Here is a 21,288-nt window from a genome sequence, read left to right on the forward strand (position 1 = left end):
TTTTTATTTAACATCCCATTTGACCAGAAGTCCGGTATACGTTAATCCTCCGCCGAAGCCGAAAAGCATCAGGGTTTGGTCTTTTTTCAGCTTCCCGGCTTTCACTGCCAGATCAAGGGCCAAAACAATAGAGACTGAGGATGTATTTCCGTAGTATTCGACACTGGTGAGTGTTTGTTCAATCGGAAACGGTGTTTTTTCACAAATCGATTCGATCATGCGCAAGTTGGCGCTGTGTGGAACAAACCAATCAAGATCATCACGGCTGAGCCCTGCTTTGTGTAAAAGATGTTCAAATTCACGGGGAACGGTTCTTGCGGCCCACTTGTACACTTCGCGTCCGTTTTGGACCATTTTCCCTGAATCCGCAAGCGGCATGCCATTGAGTTCGCTCCGCAGTCCTGCCCGATACAAAATATCTGCACCTTTTCCATATGTTCCTTGAACGGAGGCGAGGAATCCCGGTGCCTCTTCATTTCGTTCAACCAATAGTGCGCCCGCAGCATCGCCGAACAGAACGCATGTCGTTCGATCTGTATAATCAGTCACTTTTGACAATGTTTCTCCGGCGATGACGAGAATTTTTTGATGAAGCCCGGATGTAATCAATCCGTTTGCCAAATGGAGACCGTATGTCAGTCCTGCGCATGTCGCATTGATATCTAACGCGCCGGTGTTCTCCCAGCCGAAATATTCCTGCACCCGGCAAGCTGTACTCGGAAAGGCATAATCTGCTGTTGTTGTGGCGACGAGAATCATATCCACATCTTCAAGTGTTCCGTCGTAACGGCTCTCGAGATCTTTCACTGCTTCAATGCATAAGTCTGAAGTGAACTGCTGCTCATCGGCAATCCGCCGTTCTCTCATTCCTGTGCGCTGAACAATCCATTCATCAGACGTATCTACGATTTTTTCCAGATCCGCATTGGTTAAACGCCGGGTCGGCGCATAGGTTCCGATTGCTGTAATGTTTGCTTTTGACATCATAACAACTCCTTTTATTATCAGATTATAACACTAGATATTAGTATCTGGTACTAAAAAGAGGATTTTTGATAAAAAAAGAGAAACTGTCAGTAGAAAACCAGAAAAGGAGGAAAAAAATGGTCAGTCAAGGAGCGATAGCCTCTATGATTATTTCCGGGGTTATTGCGTTTTTGTTGCCGATCGGACTGATGATGTGGTTTAGGCGAAAGTATCATGCTTCGCTTAAGGTGTTTTTTATTGGCGCTCTTACGTTTTTTGTCTTTGCTCAGCTATTGGAGGGCGGCGTTCATGTTTATGTGCTGCAAATGAATGAAACGACAAAAGAAGTGATGAAGCATCCAGTGTGGTATGCCCTTTACGGATGCTTGATGGCCGGGATTTTTGAGGAGTGCGGAAGGTATATCATGATGCGTTTCTTTATGAAGCGCCGTCTTTCTTGGGCGGACGGTCTGGCCTTCGGAGCGGGCCACGGCGGTCTGGAGGCGATCCTAATAACCGGCTTGTCCAGCATTACGCTTATCGTGTACGCTTTTGCGATCAATAGCGGCACTTTTGAACAGCTTTTGATTCATCATGATGTGAAGCAGGCGCTTATGCCGATTCAGGCGCAGCTGCTGAATACACCTTCGTATGAATGGCTGCTCGGCGGAATGGAAAGAATCAGCGCCATCTCTGTCCAAATCGGTCTGTCACTGCTTGTGCTGTATGCGGTTAAAAGCCGCCGGCCGCTGTTTTTGCTGTATTCGATACTCTTACACGGGCTGTTTAATGTACCGGCGGTTTTATACCAAAAAGGAGTGATAGAACATGCGGCGGCTGTTGAACTCATCGTGGCTGTGATAGCCGCGGCATCAGTGGTTTGGATTGTAAAGGCAAAAAGGCTGTTTCAATAAAAAATCCAAGCAGCAGTAACAGCCCGCTTGGAAAAATATGAATGAAATATTCGTTTAGGCATGGGGTATCAGAATATTTCTGATTCAGTCCTTAGCAATGACAGCAAGAGTGGCAGCGTTTTTTGCAAGAGCAATTTCTTTTCTTTTTCTTCTTTTTCTCGCAAGGGTCATGGCATTCTTTCTCTTTCTTGCAATGGTCGTGGAAATCTTTATCGAACCACTCGTCAAAGAACCAAAAATCATCGAACCAATGGTGACAATGACATTTCTGTTCATGTGAATGACGACAGCACATAGATATCCCTCCTCTTCCCATGCTTACTACAGCATATGAAAGATTGATAGGAAAAGATTGGACGGGTCTATCAGGAAAAGAGTATATTTTAAATAGATAATAAAAGGAGGAATGTCCGATGACGTCCGTTCGGAAAACGATGGAGCTGATTAAAGAACTTGTGTCTATCCCAAGTCCGACAGGGAATACATATGAGGTGATCAAATACGTTGAACACCTTTTAAAAGAATGGAAGGTCGAAACGGTTCTGAACCATAAGGGTGGTTTGATTGCCACACTTCCGGGCCGCGATACATCCCGTCACAGAATGCTAACGGCGCACGTTGACACCTTGGGCGCAATGGTGAAAGAAATTAAGGCAGACGGCCGGCTGAAAATTGATTTGATCGGCGGTTTCCGCTACAACTCGATTGAAGGGGAGTATTGCCAAATTGAAACGGCCTCGGGTAAAACGTATACGGGGACCATCTTAATGCACCAAACGTCTGTTCACGTGTACAAAGACGCGGGAAAAGCGGAGCGCAATCAAGAGAACATGGAAATCCGCCTGGATGAGCCTGTGCACTGCCGTAAGGATACGGAAGAGCTTGGCATTGGCGTCGGGGATTTTGTTTCGTTTGATCCCCGTGTCGAGATCACATCAAGCGGATTCATTAAATCACGCCATTTAGATGATAAAGCAAGCGTAGCCTTGTTGCTTCGCTTAATTCATCAAATTCAAACAGAAGACATTGAACTGCCGTATACGACTCATTTTCTGATTTCTAATAATGAAGAAATCGGATACGGCGGAAACTCCAATATTCCTGCTGAAACTGTTGAATACTTGGCGGTGGATATGGGCGCTATCGGTGACGGGCAGGCGACAGACGAATATTCGGTTTCGATTTGCGTGAAGGATTCGAGCGGTCCGTATCATTATCAGCTGAGAAAGCATTTGGTCGATTTAGCTGAAAAGCATCATATTGACTATAAGCTTGATATTTATCCATATTACGGGTCGGACGCCTCAGCAGCGATCAAATCAGGTCACGATATCGTGCACGGCCTGATCGGGCCGGGAATAGACGCTTCGCACGCTTTTGAGCGCACGCATAAGTCTTCCCTCCGCCATACAGCGAAGCTTCTGTATTATTATGTGCAATCACCGATGGTATAAGAGGGAGGAAACGAATGAAAATCCATGAGCTGAAAAGCACTTTCGGCTGGGAAGGCGATGAAGGTCTTGGAGAACAGCTGATCCAGCAAATCCTTGCTGGAGAAAAAACGGCCACCTGCGCGCCAAAGTCATTATATACAAATGATGAACTGAGTGAAGTATATCAAACAGCGGGACAGCTTGTAACCGTTTATGATAAACATGATCATCCGAGATGCAATATAAAAGTGACAGATGTGTTTGAAACGACCTTTGGAGCGCCTGATATGAGGTTAGTCAAAGGCGAGGGCAATGGAGACCGAATTGATGAATTTCAGGAGGACCATCGGAGAGCATGGGCGGAGCTGATCAAAAATGGCGAAATGGAGCTGAATGAGGAGACGGTTTTGATTACAGAGCTGTTTGAGCTAGTTCAAGATTAAAAAAAAGCCTGTGGGGCGATAAGAACCCCGCAGGCTTTTTTGATTAACCGGAAATGGTTGCGTTTTGATCTGCTTTAGATTGGGTCATGACAGCTTCTGCTTTTGCAGGATTAAACATGCCTTCCCATTTAGACATGACAACGGCAGCAAGTGCGTTACCAGTCAGGTTTACAACTGTACGTGCCATGTCCATAATGCGGTCAACACCGGCAATAAAGGCAAGTCCTTCTGCCGGAACACCGATCGTGCCCAGTGTTGCAAGCAAGACGACAAAAGAAGTTCCCGGAACGGCAGCCATTCCTTTAGATGTCACCATCAAAACTAATACAAGCGTAATTTGGTGCCAAATCGTTAAATCAATGCCGTATACCTGTGCCAGAAACAGCGCGGCAATAGACTGATAGAGAACGGAGCCGTCTAAGTTAAACGTATATCCAATCGGGATAACGAAAGATACAATACCTTTCGGACAGCCGATTTTCTCCATTTTTTCCATGATGCGCGGAAGAACGGTTTCAGAGCTGGACGTACTGAACGCCAATAAAATTTCGTCCTTCATATAAGCTAGGAATTTGAAGATGCTGATGCCGGCAATTTTTCCGACAATCCCAAAAACGACGATTAAGAAGAAAGCAAGCGCGACATATACCAATCCGACAAGCTTTCCGAGAGATAGAAGAGAACCGAGTCCGAATTTAGAGACAGTAACTCCGATTAGAGCGAAAACCCCGAACGGCGCTACTTTCATCACAAGATTTACCACATGGAACATCGAATGGGAAACGCCTTCAAAAAAGGCTAATACTGGCTTGCCTCTTTCACCGATTGCGGAAATTCCCAGCGCAAATAGTACGGTAAAGAAGATGATGGCAAGAAGATCCCCTTCGACCAAGGATTGGAAGAAGTTTGTCGGCACAATGTGCAGGAATGTTTCTGCCACTGATTTATTGCTTTGTTCTTTTTCTGTTTCAACATATTGACTGATGTCTGTTTTTTGAGCTTCGTGTATATTAACTCCTGTACCCGGGTGGAAGATGTTTGCAAGGGCTAGTCCGAGAATGATGGCAAAGGTCGTAATAATCTCAAAGTACAGAATTGTTCTGAAGCCTAATTTACCAACTTGCTTTCCATTTCCGGCTCCGGCTACACCGATGATTAAACTGGAGACAACAATAGGAATCACTATCATTTTGATTAAGCGTAAAAAGAGATCCCCGATTGGCTGCAGATAAGTAGGCAGTGCTGGGTTGCCGTACCAAATAACGCCAACAATAACACCTAGAATAAGTCCAACGAATATTTGCGTGGCTAATCCAAACCTAATTCTTTTCATAGATTACCTCCCAAAAAACAAAGTATCAACATATATCATGAATAGACATATATTTAATCTCACTATTAGATCAAATTATAATAGATAAGAAATAGGTTCGTCTATAGTAAATTATATTTCGAAAATATAGAATATTCAAAAATATAAAGTGAATCACCAGAATTATCTAAAAACAGGTGAGCTTTGACCCAACCCTAACTATTATTTCAATATAAAGAGAAGTTAGAAGAATGAAGAAAATCTCACACTATATGCGTGAGATTTTCGCCTCTTTACATATCGCTTACTTTTATACAGTCGTTGCAAATATTTCCATAACACTCATGCTGCTCATCTATCTTTTTTCCGCATTCCGTGCACTTTTTCGAAGGCAGGTTTCTAAAAAATTCAGTAATTTTCCCTAGCATAACCAATCCCTCTTTCCCCTTTGTAATGTCTTCATTGTAATATAACAGAAAGTAAAATTCAATATCTGTTTTGATACAATGTTTAAAACATGCTTTTTTTTAGAAAAATGGGTATATTGAAGGAGGATCAATTTTCTTTTAAAAAGAAGGAGGACATTATGAAAGTTACAGTTATCGGATGCTACGGCGGTTTTCCGGCCGCAAATGAAGCGACGTCGGGCTACTTGTTTCAATCGGGGGATTATTCATTGCTTGTGGATTGCGGAAGTGCCGTGTTATCTAAGCTGTTTGGATATGTCCCGGCGGAAAAGCTGAATGCTGTGGTTCTGTCTCATTATCACCATGACCATATTGCCGACATTGGGCCGCTGCAATTTGCCAAGCAAGTCGGATCGTTCCTCGGCAAAGGAGAGCACACGCTTCCGATTTACGGACATGATGCTGATATAGAACAGTTTCAAAAGCTTACATATAAAACGCATACGCAAGGGATTGCCTATCAGCCTGATCAGCCGCTGACTGTCGGTCCGTTTACGATTACCTTTTTAAAAACGGTTCACCCGGTGACTTGTTATGCGATGCGGATTACTGACGGCAGCCATACTGTTGTGTATACTGCTGATTCGAGCTATCAGGATTCATTTATTCCGTTTGCGACAAATGCTGATTTATTGATCTCAGAATGCAATTTTTATGCTGATCAAGACGGGACAAGCGCAGGCCATATGAACAGCTTGGAAGCAGGGCGAATTGCAGAAGAAGCGGGAGCGGGCGAGCTGCTGTTGACCCATTTGCCTCATTTCGGCGTGCATGACAATCTTCGCAAAGAAGCCAAGACCGTTTTTAACGGGGAAGTGAACATTGCGAAATCTGGTTTTGTGTGGGAAGGATAAAGGAGGAGCACCATGTTATTTATTGACAATCAACATATCAATGATCCGCGGATCAATCTGGCCATCGAGGAATATTGCCTGAAATATTTAGACCCTGAACAGCCGTATTTGCTTTTTTACGTGAATCAGCCGTCTATCATCATCGGAAAAAACCAAAATACAATAGAAGAAATCAATACAAAGTATGTAGAGGAAAACGGAATTATCGTCGTCCGCCGTTTATCAGGCGGCGGGGCTGTGTATCATGATTTAGGGAATTTGAATTTCAGCTTTATCACGAAGGATGACGGTGACAGCTTTCATAACTTCAAAAAATTCACTGAGCCGGTGATTCAAGCGTTACATCAGCTTGGAGTGGAAGCGGAATTAAGCGGCCGGAATGATATTGTGGTAAATGGACGCAAAATATCAGGGAACGCCCAATTTGCCACAAGAGGCCGCATCTTCAGCCACGGCACCCTCATGTTTGATTCAGCCATTGATCATGTTGTGTCCGCTTTAAAAGTCAAAAAGGATAAAATTGAATCAAAGGGCATCAAATCAATCAGAAGCCGTGTGGCAAACATCAGTGAGTTTCTTGATGATAAAATGACGACCGACGAATTCCGCAGTCATTTGCTCAGACATATTTTCAACACTAATCACATTCAAGATGTGCCGGAGTATAAGCTGACTGAAAAAGATTGGGAAGTCATTCGCAAAATCTCGGAAGAACGCTATCAAAATTGGGACTGGAACTACGGCCGCTCACCCAAATTTAACCTGAACCATTCGAAGCGTTATCCGATCGGGTCCATAGATTTGCGTTTGGAAGTAAAAAAAGGGAAAATTGAAGACTGCAAAATTTTCGGTGATTTCTTCGGTGTGGGCGATGTATCGGAAATCGAAAACCTGCTGATTGGAAAGCAATATGAGCGCAGTGTGATTGCTGATGCCCTGACTGATGTGAATCTGAAGCATTATTTTGGGAACATTACGAAAGAAGATTTTCTAGATCTAATTTATTAATGTGAAACACATTGTTTGAAAGGAAATTTGTGTTTTGAAATAATGGAGGCAGGAGGGATTCACATGAAAGTGTTTTTAATCGGAGCGAACGGACAAATCGGACAAAGACTTGTTTCTTTATTCAAAGAGAATGCTGATCATTCCGTCAGAGCGATGGTCAGAAAAGAAGAACAGAAAGCATCTTTGGAAGCGGCCGGCGCGGAAGCTGTGCTAGCAAATCTAGAAGGAAGCCCGGAAGAAATCGCAGCCGCGGCAAAAGGCTGTGACGCGATTATTTTTACAGCGGGCTCCGGGGGCAGCACAGGCTATGATAAAACGCTGCTGGTGGATCTTGACGGAGCGGCAAAAGCTATAGAGGCTGCGGAAATCGCGGGAATCAAACGTTTTATTATGGTCAGCGCCCTGCAGGCCCACCGCCGTGAAAATTGGAATGAGGCACTTAAACCTTATTACGTGGCCAAGCATTATGCTGATAAAATTTTGGAATCCAGCGGCTTAGCCTATACGATTATACGTCCGGGAGGCCTTCGCAATGAACCGGGAACAGGAACGGTTTCCGCAGCCGTAGATCTAGAGCGGGGTGATATATCACGTGATGACGTTGCGGCAGCAGTCATTGCCTCTTTAGATGAAACCAACACGGAAAATCGGGCTTTTGATCTCACTGAAGGAGATACACCGATTGCCGAAGCTTTGAAGAATCTATAACACTACTGACACTCGGGGCTTTTTGCTCTTGAGTGTTTTTTTGTGTTTCTCTATAATGAAAAGGAAAGCTTATCTTCAATAATGAATGACTACTCATTCACTTTAAGGGGTGGGAGAATGAATCTGGTTTCGAAATTAGAAGAGACAGCATCTGAGAAGCCGGACAGCATCGCATGCAGGTTTAGGGATCAAGTGATTACTTACAAGGAACTGAATGACAATATTCAGCGTTTTGCGGATGGCCTTCAGGAAGCGGGCATGGAAAAAGGGGACCATCTTGCTTTGCTGCTTGGCAATTCGCCTGATTTTGTCATCGCATTTTTCGGCGCATTAAAGGCCGGTATTGTGGTGGTGCCGATCAATCCGACTTACACGCCGACAGAAATCGGCTATATGCTGACAAACGGTGATGTCAAAGCAATCGTAGGAGTAGATCAGCTTTTGCCGATTTATGAAAGCATGCATGAATCTTTGCCAAAGGTCGAACTCGTCATTTTATGCCGGACGGGAGAAAATGAGCAGGAAGCTTCAGATCCCGAGGTCAGAATGAAAATGACAACGTTTACAAAATTGTTGCAACCGACACACGGTGCTGCACGCCATCCAGAGCTTGTACCTGATGATACAGCGGTTATTTTATATACATCAGGAACAACGGGAAAACCGAAAGGCGCGATGCTGACCCACCAGAATTTGTTCAGCAATGCAAACGATGTCGCCGGGTATTTGGGAATGGATGAGAGAGACAATGTAGTCTGCGCTCTTCCGATGTTTCATGTTTTTTGCTTAACTGTCTGCATGAACGCTCCGCTGATGAGCGGCGCATGCGTGCTGATTGAACCGCAGTTCAGCCCTGCATCTGTCTTTAAACTTGTAAATCAGCAGCAGGCAACCATTTTTGCCGGCGTGCCTACGATGTATAATTATTTATTCCAGTATGAAGAAGGCAAGGCAGATGATTTTTCTTCTATTCGCTTGTGCATCTCGGGTGGTGCGGCCATGCCGGTCGCGCTGCTTACGGCATTTGAAGAGAAATTCGGCGTCACCATTTTGGAGGGCTACGGGCTTTCGGAAGCATCGCCTGTCACATGCTTTAACCCGTTTGACAGAGGGAGAAAACCAGGCTCCATCGGGACAAGTATTTTGCATGTCGAAAACAAGGTCGTCGATCCGCTCGGCCGAGAGGTCCCTGATCACCAGGTGGGCGAATTGATCGTAAAAGGGCCCAATGTGATGAAGGGCTATTATAATATGCCGATGGAAACGAAGCACGCCTTAAAGGACGGGTGGCTCTATACGGGAGACCTGGCAAGGCGGGATGAGGATGGTTATTTTTACATTGTAGACCGGAAAAAAGACATGATTATTGTAGGCGGGTACAATGTGTATCCGCGTGAAGTGGAAGAGGTGCTGTACAGCCACCCGGACGTAAAGGAGGCTGTTGTCATCGGCGTGCCTGATGCTGAAAGCGGCGAAGCGGTAAAGGGGTATGTCGTACCGAAACGGTCTGGTGTCACAGAAGCAGAAATGATGGCGCATTGCGAAAAGCATCTGGCAAAATACAAACGGCCTGCCGCGATCATCTTTCTTGATGACATTCCGAAAAATGCAACAGGCAAAATGCTCAGACGGGCGCTGAAAGATATGTTGCCTCATTAATGTGAGAAAAGCGAAGCAGCGGGCTTCGCTTTTTCATTTTTAATCCTTTGCTTCTTTTTTAATGATGTTTTGCAGCGCTTTGGTATCGTTTCGCGTTAATTTGTAATACGTGCCGTCTTTCAAAAAAACGGCCTGCTGGCTGTCGTCAATCCATAATCTGAATGAGTCAAATCTGTCTTTATGAAATTTTACCGTGCCTTCATAATCAGGAGCTGATGTTTTCTCAGTTTTCAGCTGTTTTCCCTGATTCATAATGTCCAGCATATCTTTGACGTGCTGTCTTTTTTCGATTTCAATCTTTTCCCGCCCGTCTGAAGACAGGGTGATCAATTCCGCATCAACCGATTGATACACATCGCCTGACCGGCTGTAAAGGTAGAAAAATGCAATAAACACAAGACCGATAACCACGATAGCTGCTACTAATTTTTTCATCTGCATCACTCCAAACATTTGCTAGTTTCTCCAGCAGTGGGTGATTCCATGCGGAAAAGTCCGAACTCACAGCTTGGTTCTAAGAAATTGGATTTATGATTACAATAGAAGTAATGGGTCTAGATGTGAGGAGTGAGGCGTTATGCGCAAGTGGATTGCGGGTGCAGGGCTTGCATATGTGTTGTATGGAATTTTTTTCTATTGGTATTTCTTTATGTCCGGCGATTCCGCTGTGCCGGAGGCCGTGAAAGGAACACAGGCTGACCCGGCTTCTTTCATGAAGCCGTCTCAATTGGCTGTCGCCGAACAGTATTCTGACGTGAAGAACTTTTTATTTTTTATCAGTATTCCTCTTGATTGGTTTCTATTTTTTGTATTGCTGGTCAGCGGTGTTTCAAAGAAAATCAAGAAATGGATGGAAGCGGCCGTGCCCTTTCGTTTTTTGCAGATGATTGGTTTTGTGTTTGTGCTTTCGCTGATCACAACGTTAGTGACGCTGCCTTTAGATTGGATAGGCTATCAGGTATCGCTTGATTACCATATTTCGACGCAGACAGCCTCTAGCTGGGCTAAGGACCAGGTCATAGACTTTTGGATCAGTTTTCCGATCTTTACGCTCTGCGTTCTCGTGTTTTATTGGCTGATCAAAAAGCATGAAAAAAAATGGTGGTTTTACGCCTGGCTGTTAACAGTGCCGTTTTCGCTGTTTCTGTTTTTTATTCAGCCGGTGATTATTGATCCTTTATACAACGATTTTTATCCATTGAAAAACAAAGAGCTGGAAAGCAAAATCTTAGCACTGGCAGATGAAGCCGATATCCCGGCTGATCATGTGTATGAAGTGAATATGTCAGAAAAAACAAACGCGCTTAATGCCTATGTGACAGGAATTGGGGCCAATAAGCGGATTGTTCTGTGGGATACAACACTGAATAAACTCGACGATTCGGAAATTCTCTTTATTATGGGGCACGAAATGGGCCATTATGTCATGAAGCACGTGTATATCGGATTGGCCGGCTATTTAATCGTGTCGCTAGCGGGATTTTATATGGTTGATAAGCTTTACAAGCGGGGGGTACGCTTTGCACGAAATCTGTTTCATGTAGAGGGCCGGCATGATCTTGCGGCATTGCCGCTGTTATTGCTTATCGTGTCTGTTTTGAGTTTTGCCGTTACGCCTTTTTCTAATGCCGTTTCCCGTTATCAGGAGAATAAGGCAGACCAATATGGAATTGAGCTGACAGGGGACAGCGAAGCCGCAGTCAGAACGTTTCAGGATTTGGCTGTTACGGGGCTGAGCCAGGTTGATCCGCCTTTTCTCGTGAAACTTTTCAGAGGGAGCCACCCTTCGATCATGGAGCGGATTCAACATGCGGAAACCGATGAAAATACGTCAGAACACCCGGCCTCAGAACAGGGGGCCGATTAATAAAAAAGAAGCAGGTATGGAGTGGCCTGCTTCTTTTTTATCTTATTGTGCAGCTGCTTGTACGTTGATTAACCCTTTTCCATAGTAGAAAGAGCTTCCAAGGTATGTTGCAGTGCTTTCTAAACGATCACGGACTTGCGCGTTTGTCCAAGTCGGGTGCTTAGAAAGAATTAACGCTGCTGCTCCGGCAACGTGAGGAGTCGCCATTGACGTTCCGTTGTAAGCGCCGTAAGTGCCTCCAGGCAGTGTGCTTTGGATGGTTACGCCAGGAGCCATCACATCAAGCTCAGAACCTGCGCTTGAGAATGAAGCTCTTTGGTTGCTGCTGTTTACTGCGCCAACCGCAATAGTAGAAGGATATTTTGCAGGGTAGCCGACTGTGCTTGTGCTGCCTGAACTTCCTTCGTTTCCGGCTGCGGCAACAACGACGATACCGCTTGCAACCGCTTTATCGACTACTGTTTTCAACGCTGTAGACCCAGTAGGTCCGCCAAGGCTCATGTTGATGACATCCATGTTGTTAGAAATCGCCCATTCAATGCCGTTAATAATCCAGCTGTATTGGCCGCTTCCTGTAGAATCAAGCACTTTTACTGCATATAACGATGCGCTAGGCGCTACGCCCAGAACACCAATTGTGTTATTAAGAGCGGCAACAGTACCGGCTACATGTGTGCCGTGAGAACTGCCGTCTTGGTATGGGTTTGTTTCAGAAGGTACGAAGCTTGCTCCGCCTCGAACGTTTAAGTCAGGATGAGAAGAGTCAATTCCGCTGTCGATGACAGCTACTTTTACATTAGAGCCTGTGTAGCCTTGAGAGTGAAGAGCCGGCGCTTTAATTTGAGAAATGCCGTAAGGAACAGATTGCGCATATTCATGTGCAACATGATCTTCTTCCACATAAGCAACACTCGGATCTTTTTTCAGTTCTTTTACAGCTTTTTCATCCAATGTTGCCGCGGCTGCATTTACATACTTAAATTGCTTTTGAACTTTCCCGCCTTTTTCAGAAATAACATCTTTTTTCTTGGCGGTGCTCATAGTCCCCATTGTCTGTTTAAATCCGACAATGTACTTCTTTTCTTCACTGTTTTTTCCGGCAGCCTGTGCAGACATGTTGCTGAATGCCATCGTGAAGATTAGCGTGAACGCAAACAACAAGCTGATCCACAATTTTTTGCTTCTCACTCTTTACCCTCTCCTTTTACAATTTCAGAGCAGCCTATTGATAGACTATTCTGTGAATTTATTGTAATAGATTGGATAATATTTTAGTAGACCCATTTTTTTGAGATTGTTTTATTTCTATTTAGGTATATCATCTCTCGCTATTTTTATAGTGGCTCGAAATAACTGTATACATACAGAAAAGAACGAAAATAGACATGAGTAAATAATCATTATGTTGAAATTTCATGTTTTTTCAGGTTAAATCCTCCCGCGACCAGAAAGAACCCTGTCGAATAAATCAGTTCCAATGACCTGCATGTTTTTCTTTGAGATCAATGGATATTATCGTGATATTTTTTCCATGCATGCTGAAAAAAGTATTCTGAACAATGTGGTTTACAGAAAATTCTATTAAAATATAAAATGAAATTCTTAACAACATATAGAGAGAAGGAAAAGGGATGAACATTCGACAAGCTGAAACAGCAGATGCGGCAGCCGTTGCGCCGCTTTTTAATCAGTACCGGGAATTTTATAAGCAGGCGCCTGATCTGGAAGGAGCAGAGGCTTTTTTGAAAGCACGCCTGGAAAATAAAGAATCTGCTATTTTTATCGCGGAAGAAAATGGGGAATTCATAGGTTTTACACAGCTTTACCCAGCCCTTTCTTCCGTGGCTATGAAAAGAATCTACACATTAAATGATTTATTTGTCGCTCCTTCTGTACGAAAAAAGGGAGTTGGCCGGCGGCTGCTTTCCGCTGCAAAGGATTATGCCTCGGAAAACGGAGCGAAATGTGTAAAGCTGCAGACGGAACATCACAACCGGACGGCAAGAAGTTTATATGAGCAAAACAGCTATGAAGAGGAAACGGCATTTGTGCATTACAGTCTTAATGTGCCGGAGAAGTGAAAATAGAGGCCTCATGATTTGGTTTTTTGGCTGATGTTCGGTTACGATAAAGATGAAAAGGAGTGTGCCGAATGTCAACGTTATTTCAAGCATTGCTGGCAGAAAAAAATGCAGATGATGTTTCAGTCAATGTCAAAACCATATCAACAGAGGATTTGCCGAAAGACGGCGTGCTGATTAAAACAGCATATTCTGGCATCAACTACAAAGACGGCTTGGCCGGAAAAGCAGGCGGGAATATTGTTAGAGAATATCCGCTTATTTTAGGCATTGATGCCGCAGGTACGGTTGTCTCTTCAAATGATCCGCGTTTTGCCGAAGGAGATGAAGTCATTGCGACAAGCTATGAGCTTGGTGTCTCACGCCATGGCGGATTAAGCGAATATGTTTCAGTGCCTGGCGACTGGCTGGTGCCTTTGCCAAAGAACCTTTCGCTGCAGGAAGCGATGGCGTACGGAACGGCGGGGTTTACAGCGGCGTTATCTGTCCATCGTCTTGAACAGAACGGACTCTCTCCTGAAAAAGGGAGCGTGCTTGTCACCGGAGCAACCGGCGGTGTCGGCGGAATTGCAATATCGATGCTCAGCAAACGCGGCTACAATGTGGTCGCAAGCACAGGAAACCGGGAGGCGGCTGACTATTTGAAGCAGCTCGGTGCTGATGAAGTGATCAGCAGGAAAGATGTCTATGACGGAAAACGTAAGGCGCTGTCCAAGCAGCAATGGCAAGGAGCCGTTGATCCTGTCGGCGGGAAGCAGCTTGCCTCGCTTTTAAGCAAAATTCAATACGGCGGATCTGTCGCAGTCAGCGGTTTAACGGGCGGGGGAGAGGTTCCTGCAACGGTGTATCCGTTTATTCTTCGCGGAGTCAGTCTGCTGGGAATCGATTCAGTGTACTGTCCGATGGATGTCAGAGCCGCTGTTTGGGAGCGCATGTCTTCTGATCTCAAGCCTGATCAGCTGCTGACCATCGTAGACAAGGAAGTCTCTTTAACAGAAGCACCTGATGCGTTAAACGATATTTTGCAAAATCACATTCAAGGAAGGGTCCTTGTAAAACTGTAAAATGAGAAGTTTCGGCTTGCAGAAAAAACGATGCTTTTTCTGCAAGCTTTTTGTTTGTATAGAATATGCAGGTTCATTCAAAGCTTCTGTATCACATGACAGCATATCCGTTTTCAAACATTCCTCCCAATCGTCACCCCATTCCAAATGAAACTTTCTATTCTGATTTTCAATAATAATAGTGATAATGATTATCATTACGTGTTATACTATCTTTTGGACACCTCAATTGAGATACAGGAGAGACTGGAATATTATGAAAAAAACACTGATTATTCTTACAGTTTTACTTCTTTCTGTCTTGACGGCGGCTTGTTCTTCTTCAGCCGGCAATCAAAACAGTGAAGAAAATAAAGTAGCGGTAACACATGATTTAGGGAAGACGAACGTGTCTGAGCATCCGAAGCGGGTCGTTGTGCTTGAGCTTGGCTTCATCGACACTTTGCTTGATCTCGGCATTACGCCTATTGGAGTGGCGGATGACAATAAAGCGAAGCAGCTGATCAACAAGGATGTACTGAAAAAAATTGACGGCTACACATCTGTCGGTACAAGGTCACAGCCAAGTATGGAAAAAATTTCTTCGCTGAAACCCGATTTAATTATTGCAGACACGACTCGTCATAAGAAAGTATATGATCAGCTGAAAAAAATCGCGCCGACGATCGCGCTTAATAATTTAAATGCTGATTATCAGGATACAATTGACGTTTCGCTTACCATTGCAAAAGCAGTCGGCAAAGAGAAGGATATGGAGAAAAAGCTGACAGCGCATGAAGAAAAAGTGAATGAAACAAAGAGAAAGATCAGTGCGAACAGCCAATCTGTGCTTTTGATTGGAAATACAAATGACACGATTATGGCCAGAGATGAAAATTTCTTCACATCGAGACTTTTAACACAAGTCGGCTATCAATATGCGATCAGCACGTCCGATAACAAAAAAACCGGTAATGGCGGCGACTCTGTGAACATGAAAATGACACTTGAGCAGCTGCTGAAAACAGACCCGGATGTAATCATCCTGATGACAGGAAAAACAGACGATATTGACGCGGACGGCAAACGCCCGATCGAAAAAAATGTTCTGTGGAAGAAGCTGAAGGCAGTGAAAAACGGACATGTGTACCATGTTGACCGTCAGGTATGGTCTCTGCGCCGCAGTGTGGATGGAGCGAATGCCATTTTAGATGAACTTCAAAATGATATGGCAGCGGAGAATAAATAAAAAAGACAGGCAAACGCCTGTCTTTTTTTATTGAATAAAACCGGATAAGTGGCTATTGATGTTATAATCTTTAATTTTCCATTTTTCTTCTGCAAATTCAATGTTGCTGAGGCAGGCATTGACAAGGCGCGTATTCTGAAGCTCGGGATCACCGCCGGAAATCTCTGTAAGCAGTGCGTGAATCGCTGCGCCGTGCGCGACAATCAGTACCTTTTGATTTGGATATGCGTGATTTACTTTTACCAATCCGCCCATCAGCCTGTCCGTGAGCTCTTCCAGCGTTTCCATGTTTGGATAGTTCTTGTCCGGATAGCGCTTTGTCCGTTCTTCAAGCGGCATCCCCTCCGCGTCCCCGTAATCACGCTCCTTAAAGTCATCCATCTCGACAATAGGAAGATTGAGGTATTCATTAATAATGTCCGCGGTTCTTCTGGCTCTTTTCAGCGGGCTGGTGACAATGATATCCCAAGAGAAATCTTTTAAGTATTCTCCGGTTTCCTTTGCTTGGCGTTCGCCTGTCTCGTTCAGCGGGATGTCTGTTTTCCCTTGGCATTTTTGCTGCAGGTTCCAATCGGTTTCTCCGTGTCTTACTAAGCAAACGGCTGTCATAAAATCCCCTTCCTGACTTTAATCTTATCGTTATTATACTAAATCAGAGGCATGCATCCTATGAAAAAGCCTATGCCAATACCTCAAATAATAAAGCCAAACCGATTCCGCCGCCGCTTCCGATGGCAGCGACAGCATATTGACAGCCTGTCCGTCTTTGCGCTTCATAAAACAATCTGGTGACCAGTGCCGCCCCGGAAGCGCCGTAAGGATGGCCGAGAGCTAATGCGCCGCCCCGCACATTGATTTTTGAATAGGGAATACCCAGTTCTTGTGAGCAGACGCATATTTTAACGGCAAAGGCTTCGTTGATTTCGTATAAACCGATATCGTCAGTCGTCAGTGCGTTAGCAGCTAGAAGCTTTCTGATCGCTTCAACCGGAGCGGCGGACGGATAGTTGGGATGAATGCCGCTAACGGCGCTTCCGATAAAGCGCAGCACAGGTTTATAGCCGAGGGATGCAGCTTTTTTCTCTTCCATGACAAGGAGTGCAGCCGCCCCATCTGATATGCCGCTGCTGTTGGCGGCTGTAACCGTTCCGGAGCTGGTGTCAAACACCGGCTTTGCACGAGAAATGATTGCTTCCATCGGCCGTCTTTTCAAGAAAGCTTCATCTGTTTCCAACTCCCCGAGAGGAACAATCTCTTCACGGTACAGCCCTTCAGTATGAGCACTCCAGCTGCGGTGATAGCTGTGAAGCGCGTATTCGTCCTGCATGCTTCTTGGGATGGCATAGCGTGCTGCTGTATATTCGGCCGCCATGCCCATATCGGGATCACCAACAGTGTCCGGTGAAAAGCGGGCTCTTTCTGAAAAAGGAGATCGGCTGCTGCTTTCTGAGCCGCCTGCGATATAAATGTTTCCGGATCCCGCTTTGATAAGATTGCATGCGGAACGCACTGCTTCAAGCCCTGAGCCGCATTGTCTGTCAATTGTCATGCCGGGAACAGATAAAGGAAGTCCGGCTTGAAGTGCTGACAGCCGGGCGAGGTTGCCGCCTCTGCCAGTGGCGTTTCCCAAAATCACTTCATCGATTTGATCCTCTAACTTTCGGCCGAGACAGCTGATGAGAGGAGCAGCCAAATCCTCCGGCAGAAACTGCTTCAGCAGTCCGTTTTCTTTTCCGAAAATCGTTCGTTTTGCATCTGCAATCACCGCGTTCAATCCACCATACCCCGCAGCCATTTTTTTACGCTGGAACGGGCAATTTTGCCGCTGTTAGTTTCCGGAATACAGTCTGTAAACACCCATTTTTTCGGGATTTTGTAGGATGCCAGTTTGTGTCTGCACCAGGCTTTCAGTTTTTTGGCGTCTGTATTCCCGCAAATGACGGCCGCGGCGATTTCTCCCCAATACTCGTCCGGAATGCCCGTCACAGCTGCTTTTTCAACCTCTGGGCAGGAGAGAAGCACACGCTCAACTTCTTCAGGGAATATATTTAATCCGCCATATACGATCATTCCGTTTTCTCGTCCTGCAATGTACAGAAATCCCTCTTCATCAACATAGCCCATGTCATCTACTGTCATCCATTCCGATTGATCTGATGTGCGGCTGTTTACATAGCCTGAGAACTTCATCGGGCTTTTGACGAATATTTTCCCGATTTCCCCCGGCTGACAGAGGTCCCCGGCGGCGCTGCGAATCTCTATGCGGACATTATGAAAAGGGCGGCCCGCTGAATGAGGTTTTCGTTTGCTGTCTTCCGGTGATAGATATGCCACAAAACTAAGCTCAGATGTGCCGTAAAAATCGTACAGCTTCAAATGAGGCCATTTGGCTGCGAGCTTCTCCTTGGATGCTGCCGGCCAGTCCGCTCCCGATGAAATGATTGTAACGGAGCTGTCAGGAAAAGCGTGAATATTGGCGAGGGCATCTGTCATTGTCGGTACGGTATAGAGTACGCTGATGGATTTCTGTGTGAACCACTCCTTCGTTTGAGCGGGAATGAATTTTTTAAGCAAACAAACGGTTCCCCCGAGATACAGAGTGCTGACAGCACCGAATAAAAAGTGAGAAGACATTAACGTTCCCGGAATCAGAACTTTGTCATTTGAGGAGACCGAAAAATCTGTTTCTGTACACTGAAAGCTTTCAACCCAAGAGCGATGAGAGCGCGTAAATGCTTTCGGCTTGCCTGTTGAGCCTGACGTAAAGCCCATATAAAAGGGAAGCTCAGGGTCAACGGCTGTTGCCGGATCAGCGGATGCCTCAGCGATATGCGCCATACAGTCTTCCAGCCAAACAACGGGTGTCAGACTATCTGTCAGTTTGTTTTTAAAAAGATATGAAGCCACCACAAAATCAGCACCGCTTACTGCCAGCCGCTCACCGCATTCAGCCGCACTCCAGCGTGTATCAATAGGAACGGCCGTACACCCGGCCGCGGCAGCTCCGGCAAACAGCTGTAAAAATGCAAGGCTGTTTGGGAGCAGGATGGCTACACGTTTTGGAACGTTTGGCTGTGTCCGCAGCCAATTGGCAGTTTGGGTGACCAGCCGATTCCAATCCCGATATGTAATATGTTCAGATTCAGTCTGGATTGCAATCCGGCTTGGATTTATATCGGCAAAGGATCTATATGTATGTGTAATGGTCACAGAATGTCAGCCTCCTTTTGTATACATCGTATCAGAAAGAGACAAGGCTTGGGTGATTTTAATGGCAAGCAGCGCAGATGCTGCCGCTTTTAATAAATCGCCGGGCACAAATGAAAGACTTATAAAACCCGCCTGTAACAGATCCATATGCATGATAAAAGCCTGTACAGGAATCCCAAGCAGGTAAATAAAGGCGATGCCGAATACAATATGAATGAAAAAGAGACGGAACACCGTTACCTTATGCAGTCTGTGAACGGTTAGGCTGATCAGCCATGAGGCGAACGGATAAGCCATCAGAAAACCAGCGCTCGGCCCGAAAAAAACGCCAAACCCGCCACGGCCGCCGGGCAATAACGGTGCTCCAAAGGCAACGAGCAGCAAAAAGACAAGCTGGCTTAAAAAAGCGGCTTTGGGTCTGAGGATGCTGCCGGCCAGCATGACACCGAGCGTCTGCAGCGTAATGGGAACGGGTGTAAAGGATAAGAAAAGAGGGGGGATAAAGCCAAGCACTGCCATCAGTGCAGTAAAGATTGCAATGTGCATCATGTCTATTAATTTCATATGAAACCCTCCAGCTAACGAATAAAATATGGTTCTACAATAAATGCAGACAGCTTCTATGTCAACTTAATATTAATGGAGGTTTACATAAGAAACGTAAAAAAACCGGCCCTCCGTTCGGCCGGTTTTTGATGATTATTCTTCTGTAAGTATGACGAGCGAATCAACAGAAGCAGCCACATGAGAAACGGCGCGGCTGACTTCCTGGAGCCCTCCGAGAAAGGCTTGCAGATCGACGTCAATTTTTCCGGATTGTTCTTTGCTGACTTTCATGCTGTGAACGATTTCATCGAATAAACGGTTAATTTGTGTCATTTTTTCTTTGCTTTCGCTGACAAGCCCGTTCACGTCTTTGATATGCTTCGACACGATGTTGATTTGTGTATTGGTGTTGTTCACAAGCTCGGACACTGTAGAAACGGTTTTTTTCGTATCTTCAGACAGCTTCCGCACTTCATTGGCCACAACAGCAAAGCCTTTGCCGTGTTCGCCTGCACGGGCTGATTCAATAGATGCGTTTAGTGACAGAAGATTCGTTTGTTCGGCAATGCCTGTGACGATGCCGAAGATTTTTTCAATTTGCTGTGCGATTTCATCCAGCTTCACCATTTCTTTTTCGATTTGGACGAGGCTCGTATCGATCCGATTCATCTGTTTTTGCTGGATTTCAAGCTCTTTTTTCCCGCCGATCGACTTTTCTTCAACGGTGCTGGATGTGACTGTGCCGGCTTTGGATGCTTCGGAAATGCCTTCAGATTTGTCAACAAGCTCTTGAACGGATCTGCTCGTTTCTGAAAACAGATTTGCGATCGACCCGGAGGTTTCTTGGATTTTCTGATGCAAAAGATTTTTCTTTTCCTCTTGTTCATCGCGAGTTTTGTTGTACTCAGCTTGAAACGCTTCAAGAACAAGCTGCTGTTCCAAGTTTAAGATTTTGGTTGTCGCTTTGATTGCTTTCAGCAGTTCATGGTGATCTGAAATTGATTTTTCATAAATATCAATCATTGATAGAAGCAATTCCTGAAACGCCCCCATGTACCATTTTGGCAGAAGGCCGATTCGTAAATGGATAGAAGCAATTTTATTTCGTTTTTCAATGAATTCATCATCAATGACACCGGCAAACATTTCCTGAATATGCCGTTTTAACGTTTGTTTTAAGCGGTCAACTGAGCTGTGGTCGTTAATAATATCCATTAATGAGCTCTCATGGTCGAGGTTTTTATAGAAAGCGTCCACGATGTAAACAATGTTTTCTTGGATTAAGGGCTGAAGCTCCTGCAGCACGTGCAGCTCTGGGTCTCCCAGCCTGACCATTTTGAGCTGTTTTTTCACATCTGAGAACTTGTTTGTGAGCTGAATGCGATTTTTTTGCTGTGCGTTTGAATCTGAAAAATAAGCTGTTTCTTTTTTTCTATCTTTTTTAAATAACAATACAGTGATCCCCCTTGGGAAAAATATAATTTTATCTTTTGGTTTTTTAAGCCTTTTTCTTTTTTATCGGTCAAGG

At 45.0% G+C, this 21,288-nt stretch carries 22 protein-coding genes; 12 read left to right on the forward strand and 10 right to left on the reverse strand.

Going from position 1 to position 21,288, the window contains the following annotated elements:
- Positions 1-3 precede the first annotated feature (3 nt).
- The gene (gene fabHB, locus NST56_RS05665; RefSeq protein ID WP_326226827.1) at positions 4-984 is read right to left on the reverse strand and encodes a beta-ketoacyl-ACP synthase III FabHB; all 981 of its coding nucleotides are present in this window, start codon (positions 982-984) and stop codon (positions 4-6) included.
- Positions 985-1,103: 119 nt separating this feature from the next.
- Here fabHB and NST56_RS05670 point away from each other — a divergent pair, with 119 nt between their 5' ends.
- The 4 genes from NST56_RS05670 to NST56_RS05685 all read left to right on the forward strand — a co-directional run bounded on the left by NST56_RS05670 (position 1,104) and on the right by NST56_RS05685 (position 3,756).
- The gene (locus tag NST56_RS05670) at positions 1,104-1,880 is read left to right on the forward strand and encodes a YhfC family glutamic-type intramembrane protease (RefSeq protein ID WP_339180602.1); all 777 of its coding nucleotides are present in this window, start codon (positions 1,104-1,106) and stop codon (positions 1,878-1,880) included.
- Between the two features lie 97 nt (positions 1,881-1,977).
- The gene (locus tag NST56_RS05675) at positions 1,978-2,160 is read left to right on the forward strand and encodes a hypothetical protein (RefSeq protein ID WP_238933070.1); all 183 of its coding nucleotides are present in this window, start codon (positions 1,978-1,980) and stop codon (positions 2,158-2,160) included.
- A 133-nt stretch (positions 2,161-2,293) separates the two neighbouring features.
- A complete protein-coding gene (locus NST56_RS05680; RefSeq protein WP_010333615.1) occupies positions 2,294-3,334 on the forward strand; it encodes a M42 family metallopeptidase in 1,041 nt (346 codons plus the stop codon).
- A gap of 14 nt (positions 3,335-3,348) precedes the next feature.
- Positions 3,349-3,756 carry an ASCH domain-containing protein gene (locus NST56_RS05685; RefSeq protein ID WP_339180606.1) on the forward strand — a complete coding sequence of 136 codons (408 nt, stop codon included), beginning with the start codon at positions 3,349-3,351 and terminating at the stop codon, positions 3,754-3,756.
- Positions 3,757-3,799: 43 nt separating this feature from the next.
- Here NST56_RS05685 and gltT read toward each other — a convergent pair whose 3' ends face one another.
- Positions 3,800-5,089, reverse strand: a complete 1,290-nt coding sequence (gene gltT, locus NST56_RS05690; RefSeq protein ID WP_010333617.1) for a glutamate/proton symporter GltT — start codon at positions 5,087-5,089, stop codon at positions 3,800-3,802.
- A gap of 272 nt (positions 5,090-5,361) precedes the next feature.
- Complete coding sequence (yhfH, locus tag NST56_RS05695) at positions 5,362-5,496, reverse strand: protein YhfH (RefSeq protein WP_010333618.1); 135 nt, start codon at positions 5,494-5,496, stop codon at positions 5,362-5,364.
- Positions 5,497-5,654: 158 nt separating this feature from the next.
- Between yhfH and NST56_RS05700 the strand changes: the two genes are divergently transcribed.
- The 4 genes from NST56_RS05700 to NST56_RS05715 all read left to right on the forward strand — a co-directional run bounded on the left by NST56_RS05700 (position 5,655) and on the right by NST56_RS05715 (position 9,764).
- A complete protein-coding gene (locus NST56_RS05700) occupies positions 5,655-6,389 on the forward strand; it encodes an MBL fold metallo-hydrolase (protein ID WP_339180610.1) in 735 nt (244 codons plus the stop codon).
- Between the two features lie 12 nt (positions 6,390-6,401).
- Positions 6,402-7,397 carry a lipoate--protein ligase LplJ gene (gene lplJ / locus NST56_RS05705; protein ID WP_326217185.1) on the forward strand — a complete coding sequence of 332 codons (996 nt, stop codon included), beginning with the start codon at positions 6,402-6,404 and terminating at the stop codon, positions 7,395-7,397.
- Positions 7,398-7,460: 63 nt separating this feature from the next.
- Complete coding sequence (locus NST56_RS05710; protein WP_326226835.1) at positions 7,461-8,105, forward strand: SDR family oxidoreductase; 645 nt, start codon at positions 7,461-7,463, stop codon at positions 8,103-8,105.
- A gap of 117 nt (positions 8,106-8,222) precedes the next feature.
- A complete protein-coding gene (locus tag NST56_RS05715) occupies positions 8,223-9,764 on the forward strand; it encodes a fatty acid--CoA ligase family protein (RefSeq protein ID WP_339180614.1) in 1,542 nt (513 codons plus the stop codon).
- Positions 9,765-9,803: 39 nt separating this feature from the next.
- Here the strand turns inward: NST56_RS05715 and NST56_RS05720 are convergent, their stop codons facing one another.
- Positions 9,804-10,199 carry a hypothetical protein gene (locus NST56_RS05720; RefSeq protein WP_010333623.1) on the reverse strand — a complete coding sequence of 132 codons (396 nt, stop codon included), beginning with the start codon at positions 10,197-10,199 and terminating at the stop codon, positions 9,804-9,806.
- 142 nt (positions 10,200-10,341) lie between these two features.
- On the opposite strand from NST56_RS05720, the gene NST56_RS05725 reads away from it, so the two are divergent.
- Positions 10,342-11,631: a M48 family metallopeptidase gene (locus NST56_RS05725; RefSeq protein ID WP_286058776.1), complete on the forward strand. Its 1,290-nt coding sequence runs from the start codon at positions 10,342-10,344 to the stop codon at positions 11,629-11,631.
- A 42-nt stretch (positions 11,632-11,673) separates the two neighbouring features.
- Here the strand turns inward: NST56_RS05725 and aprE are convergent, their stop codons facing one another.
- Positions 11,674-12,819 (reverse strand): subtilisin AprE, encoded by a 1,146-nt coding sequence (gene aprE, locus NST56_RS05730; RefSeq protein WP_339180620.1) that lies wholly within the window; start codon positions 12,817-12,819, stop codon positions 11,674-11,676.
- A 443-nt stretch (positions 12,820-13,262) separates the two neighbouring features.
- Between aprE and NST56_RS05735 the strand changes: the two genes are divergently transcribed.
- The 3 genes from NST56_RS05735 to NST56_RS05745 all read left to right on the forward strand — a co-directional run bounded on the left by NST56_RS05735 (position 13,263) and on the right by NST56_RS05745 (position 16,004).
- Positions 13,263-13,712 (forward strand): GNAT family N-acetyltransferase, encoded by a 450-nt coding sequence (locus tag NST56_RS05735; RefSeq protein WP_339180623.1) that lies wholly within the window; start codon positions 13,263-13,265, stop codon positions 13,710-13,712.
- A 71-nt stretch (positions 13,713-13,783) separates the two neighbouring features.
- Complete coding sequence (locus NST56_RS05740) at positions 13,784-14,776, forward strand: acryloyl-CoA reductase (RefSeq protein WP_339180626.1); 993 nt, start codon at positions 13,784-13,786, stop codon at positions 14,774-14,776.
- A 256-nt stretch (positions 14,777-15,032) separates the two neighbouring features.
- Entirely contained in the window at positions 15,033-16,004 is a 972-nt protein-coding gene (locus tag NST56_RS05745; RefSeq protein WP_339180629.1) for an ABC transporter substrate-binding protein, read from the forward strand.
- Between the two features lie 27 nt (positions 16,005-16,031).
- Here NST56_RS05745 and NST56_RS05750 read toward each other — a convergent pair whose 3' ends face one another.
- The 5 genes from NST56_RS05750 to hemAT all read right to left on the reverse strand — a co-directional run bounded on the left by NST56_RS05750 (position 16,032) and on the right by hemAT (position 21,212).
- Positions 16,032-16,613, reverse strand: a complete 582-nt coding sequence (locus NST56_RS05750; protein ID WP_286058773.1) for a histidine phosphatase family protein — start codon at positions 16,611-16,613, stop codon at positions 16,032-16,034.
- A gap of 70 nt (positions 16,614-16,683) precedes the next feature.
- The gene (locus tag NST56_RS05755; RefSeq protein ID WP_339180633.1) at positions 16,684-17,778 is read right to left on the reverse strand and encodes an acetyl-CoA C-acyltransferase; all 1,095 of its coding nucleotides are present in this window, start codon (positions 17,776-17,778) and stop codon (positions 16,684-16,686) included.
- Positions 17,775-19,214, reverse strand: coding sequence for an acyl-CoA synthetase (locus tag NST56_RS05760; RefSeq protein ID WP_339180636.1), 1,440 nt, complete (start codon positions 19,212-19,214; stop codon positions 17,775-17,777). The genes NST56_RS05755 and NST56_RS05760 overlap by 4 nt, the downstream gene beginning before the upstream one ends.
- A gap of 6 nt (positions 19,215-19,220) precedes the next feature.
- On the reverse strand, positions 19,221-19,778 hold the full coding sequence (locus NST56_RS05765) for a biotin transporter BioY (protein ID WP_339180638.1): 558 nt from the start codon (positions 19,776-19,778) through the stop codon (positions 19,221-19,223).
- A 135-nt stretch (positions 19,779-19,913) separates the two neighbouring features.
- A complete protein-coding gene (gene hemAT / locus NST56_RS05770; RefSeq protein WP_229147750.1) occupies positions 19,914-21,212 on the reverse strand; it encodes a heme-based aerotactic transducer HemAT in 1,299 nt (432 codons plus the stop codon).
- Positions 21,213-21,288: the final 76 nt, after the last annotated feature.

The organism is Bacillus sp. FSL R5-0560 (genome assembly GCF_037966305.1).
Taxonomy (GTDB): domain Bacteria; phylum Bacillota; class Bacilli; order Bacillales; family Bacillaceae; genus Bacillus; species Bacillus mojavensis.

What these genes read in the sequence shown, in the direction of transcription:
- fabHB (WP_326226827.1), bottom strand. Translation starts at nt 984, where the DNA reads ATGTCAAAAGCAAACATTACAGCAATCGGAACCTATGCGCCGACCCGG.
- NST56_RS05670 (WP_339180602.1), top strand. Translation starts at nt 1,104, where the DNA reads ATGGTCAGTCAAGGAGCGATAGCCTCTATGATTATTTCCGGGGTTATT.
- NST56_RS05675 (WP_238933070.1), top strand. Translation starts at nt 1,978, where the DNA reads ATGACAGCAAGAGTGGCAGCGTTTTTTGCAAGAGCAATTTCTTTTCTT.
- NST56_RS05680 (WP_010333615.1), top strand. Translation starts at nt 2,294, where the DNA reads ATGACGTCCGTTCGGAAAACGATGGAGCTGATTAAAGAACTTGTGTCT.
- NST56_RS05685 (WP_339180606.1), top strand. Translation starts at nt 3,349, where the DNA reads ATGAAAATCCATGAGCTGAAAAGCACTTTCGGCTGGGAAGGCGATGAA.
- gltT (WP_010333617.1), bottom strand. Translation starts at nt 5,089, where the DNA reads ATGAAAAGAATTAGGTTTGGATTAGCCACGCAAATATTCGTTGGACTT.
- yhfH (WP_010333618.1), bottom strand. Translation starts at nt 5,496, where the DNA reads ATGCTAGGGAAAATTACTGAATTTTTTAGAAACCTGCCTTCGAAAAAG.
- NST56_RS05700 (WP_339180610.1), top strand. Translation starts at nt 5,655, where the DNA reads ATGAAAGTTACAGTTATCGGATGCTACGGCGGTTTTCCGGCCGCAAAT.
- lplJ (WP_326217185.1), top strand. Translation starts at nt 6,402, where the DNA reads ATGTTATTTATTGACAATCAACATATCAATGATCCGCGGATCAATCTG.
- NST56_RS05710 (WP_326226835.1), top strand. Translation starts at nt 7,461, where the DNA reads ATGAAAGTGTTTTTAATCGGAGCGAACGGACAAATCGGACAAAGACTT.
- NST56_RS05715 (WP_339180614.1), top strand. Translation starts at nt 8,223, where the DNA reads ATGAATCTGGTTTCGAAATTAGAAGAGACAGCATCTGAGAAGCCGGAC.
- NST56_RS05720 (WP_010333623.1), bottom strand. Translation starts at nt 10,199, where the DNA reads ATGAAAAAATTAGTAGCAGCTATCGTGGTTATCGGTCTTGTGTTTATT.
- NST56_RS05725 (WP_286058776.1), top strand. Translation starts at nt 10,342, where the DNA reads ATGCGCAAGTGGATTGCGGGTGCAGGGCTTGCATATGTGTTGTATGGA.
- NST56_RS05735 (WP_339180623.1), top strand. Translation starts at nt 13,263, where the DNA reads ATGAACATTCGACAAGCTGAAACAGCAGATGCGGCAGCCGTTGCGCCG.
- NST56_RS05740 (WP_339180626.1), top strand. Translation starts at nt 13,784, where the DNA reads ATGTCAACGTTATTTCAAGCATTGCTGGCAGAAAAAAATGCAGATGAT.
- NST56_RS05745 (WP_339180629.1), top strand. Translation starts at nt 15,033, where the DNA reads ATGAAAAAAACACTGATTATTCTTACAGTTTTACTTCTTTCTGTCTTG.
- NST56_RS05750 (WP_286058773.1), bottom strand. Translation starts at nt 16,613, where the DNA reads ATGACAGCCGTTTGCTTAGTAAGACACGGAGAAACCGATTGGAACCTG.
- NST56_RS05765 (WP_339180638.1), bottom strand. Translation starts at nt 19,778, where the DNA reads ATGAAATTAATAGACATGATGCACATTGCAATCTTTACTGCACTGATG.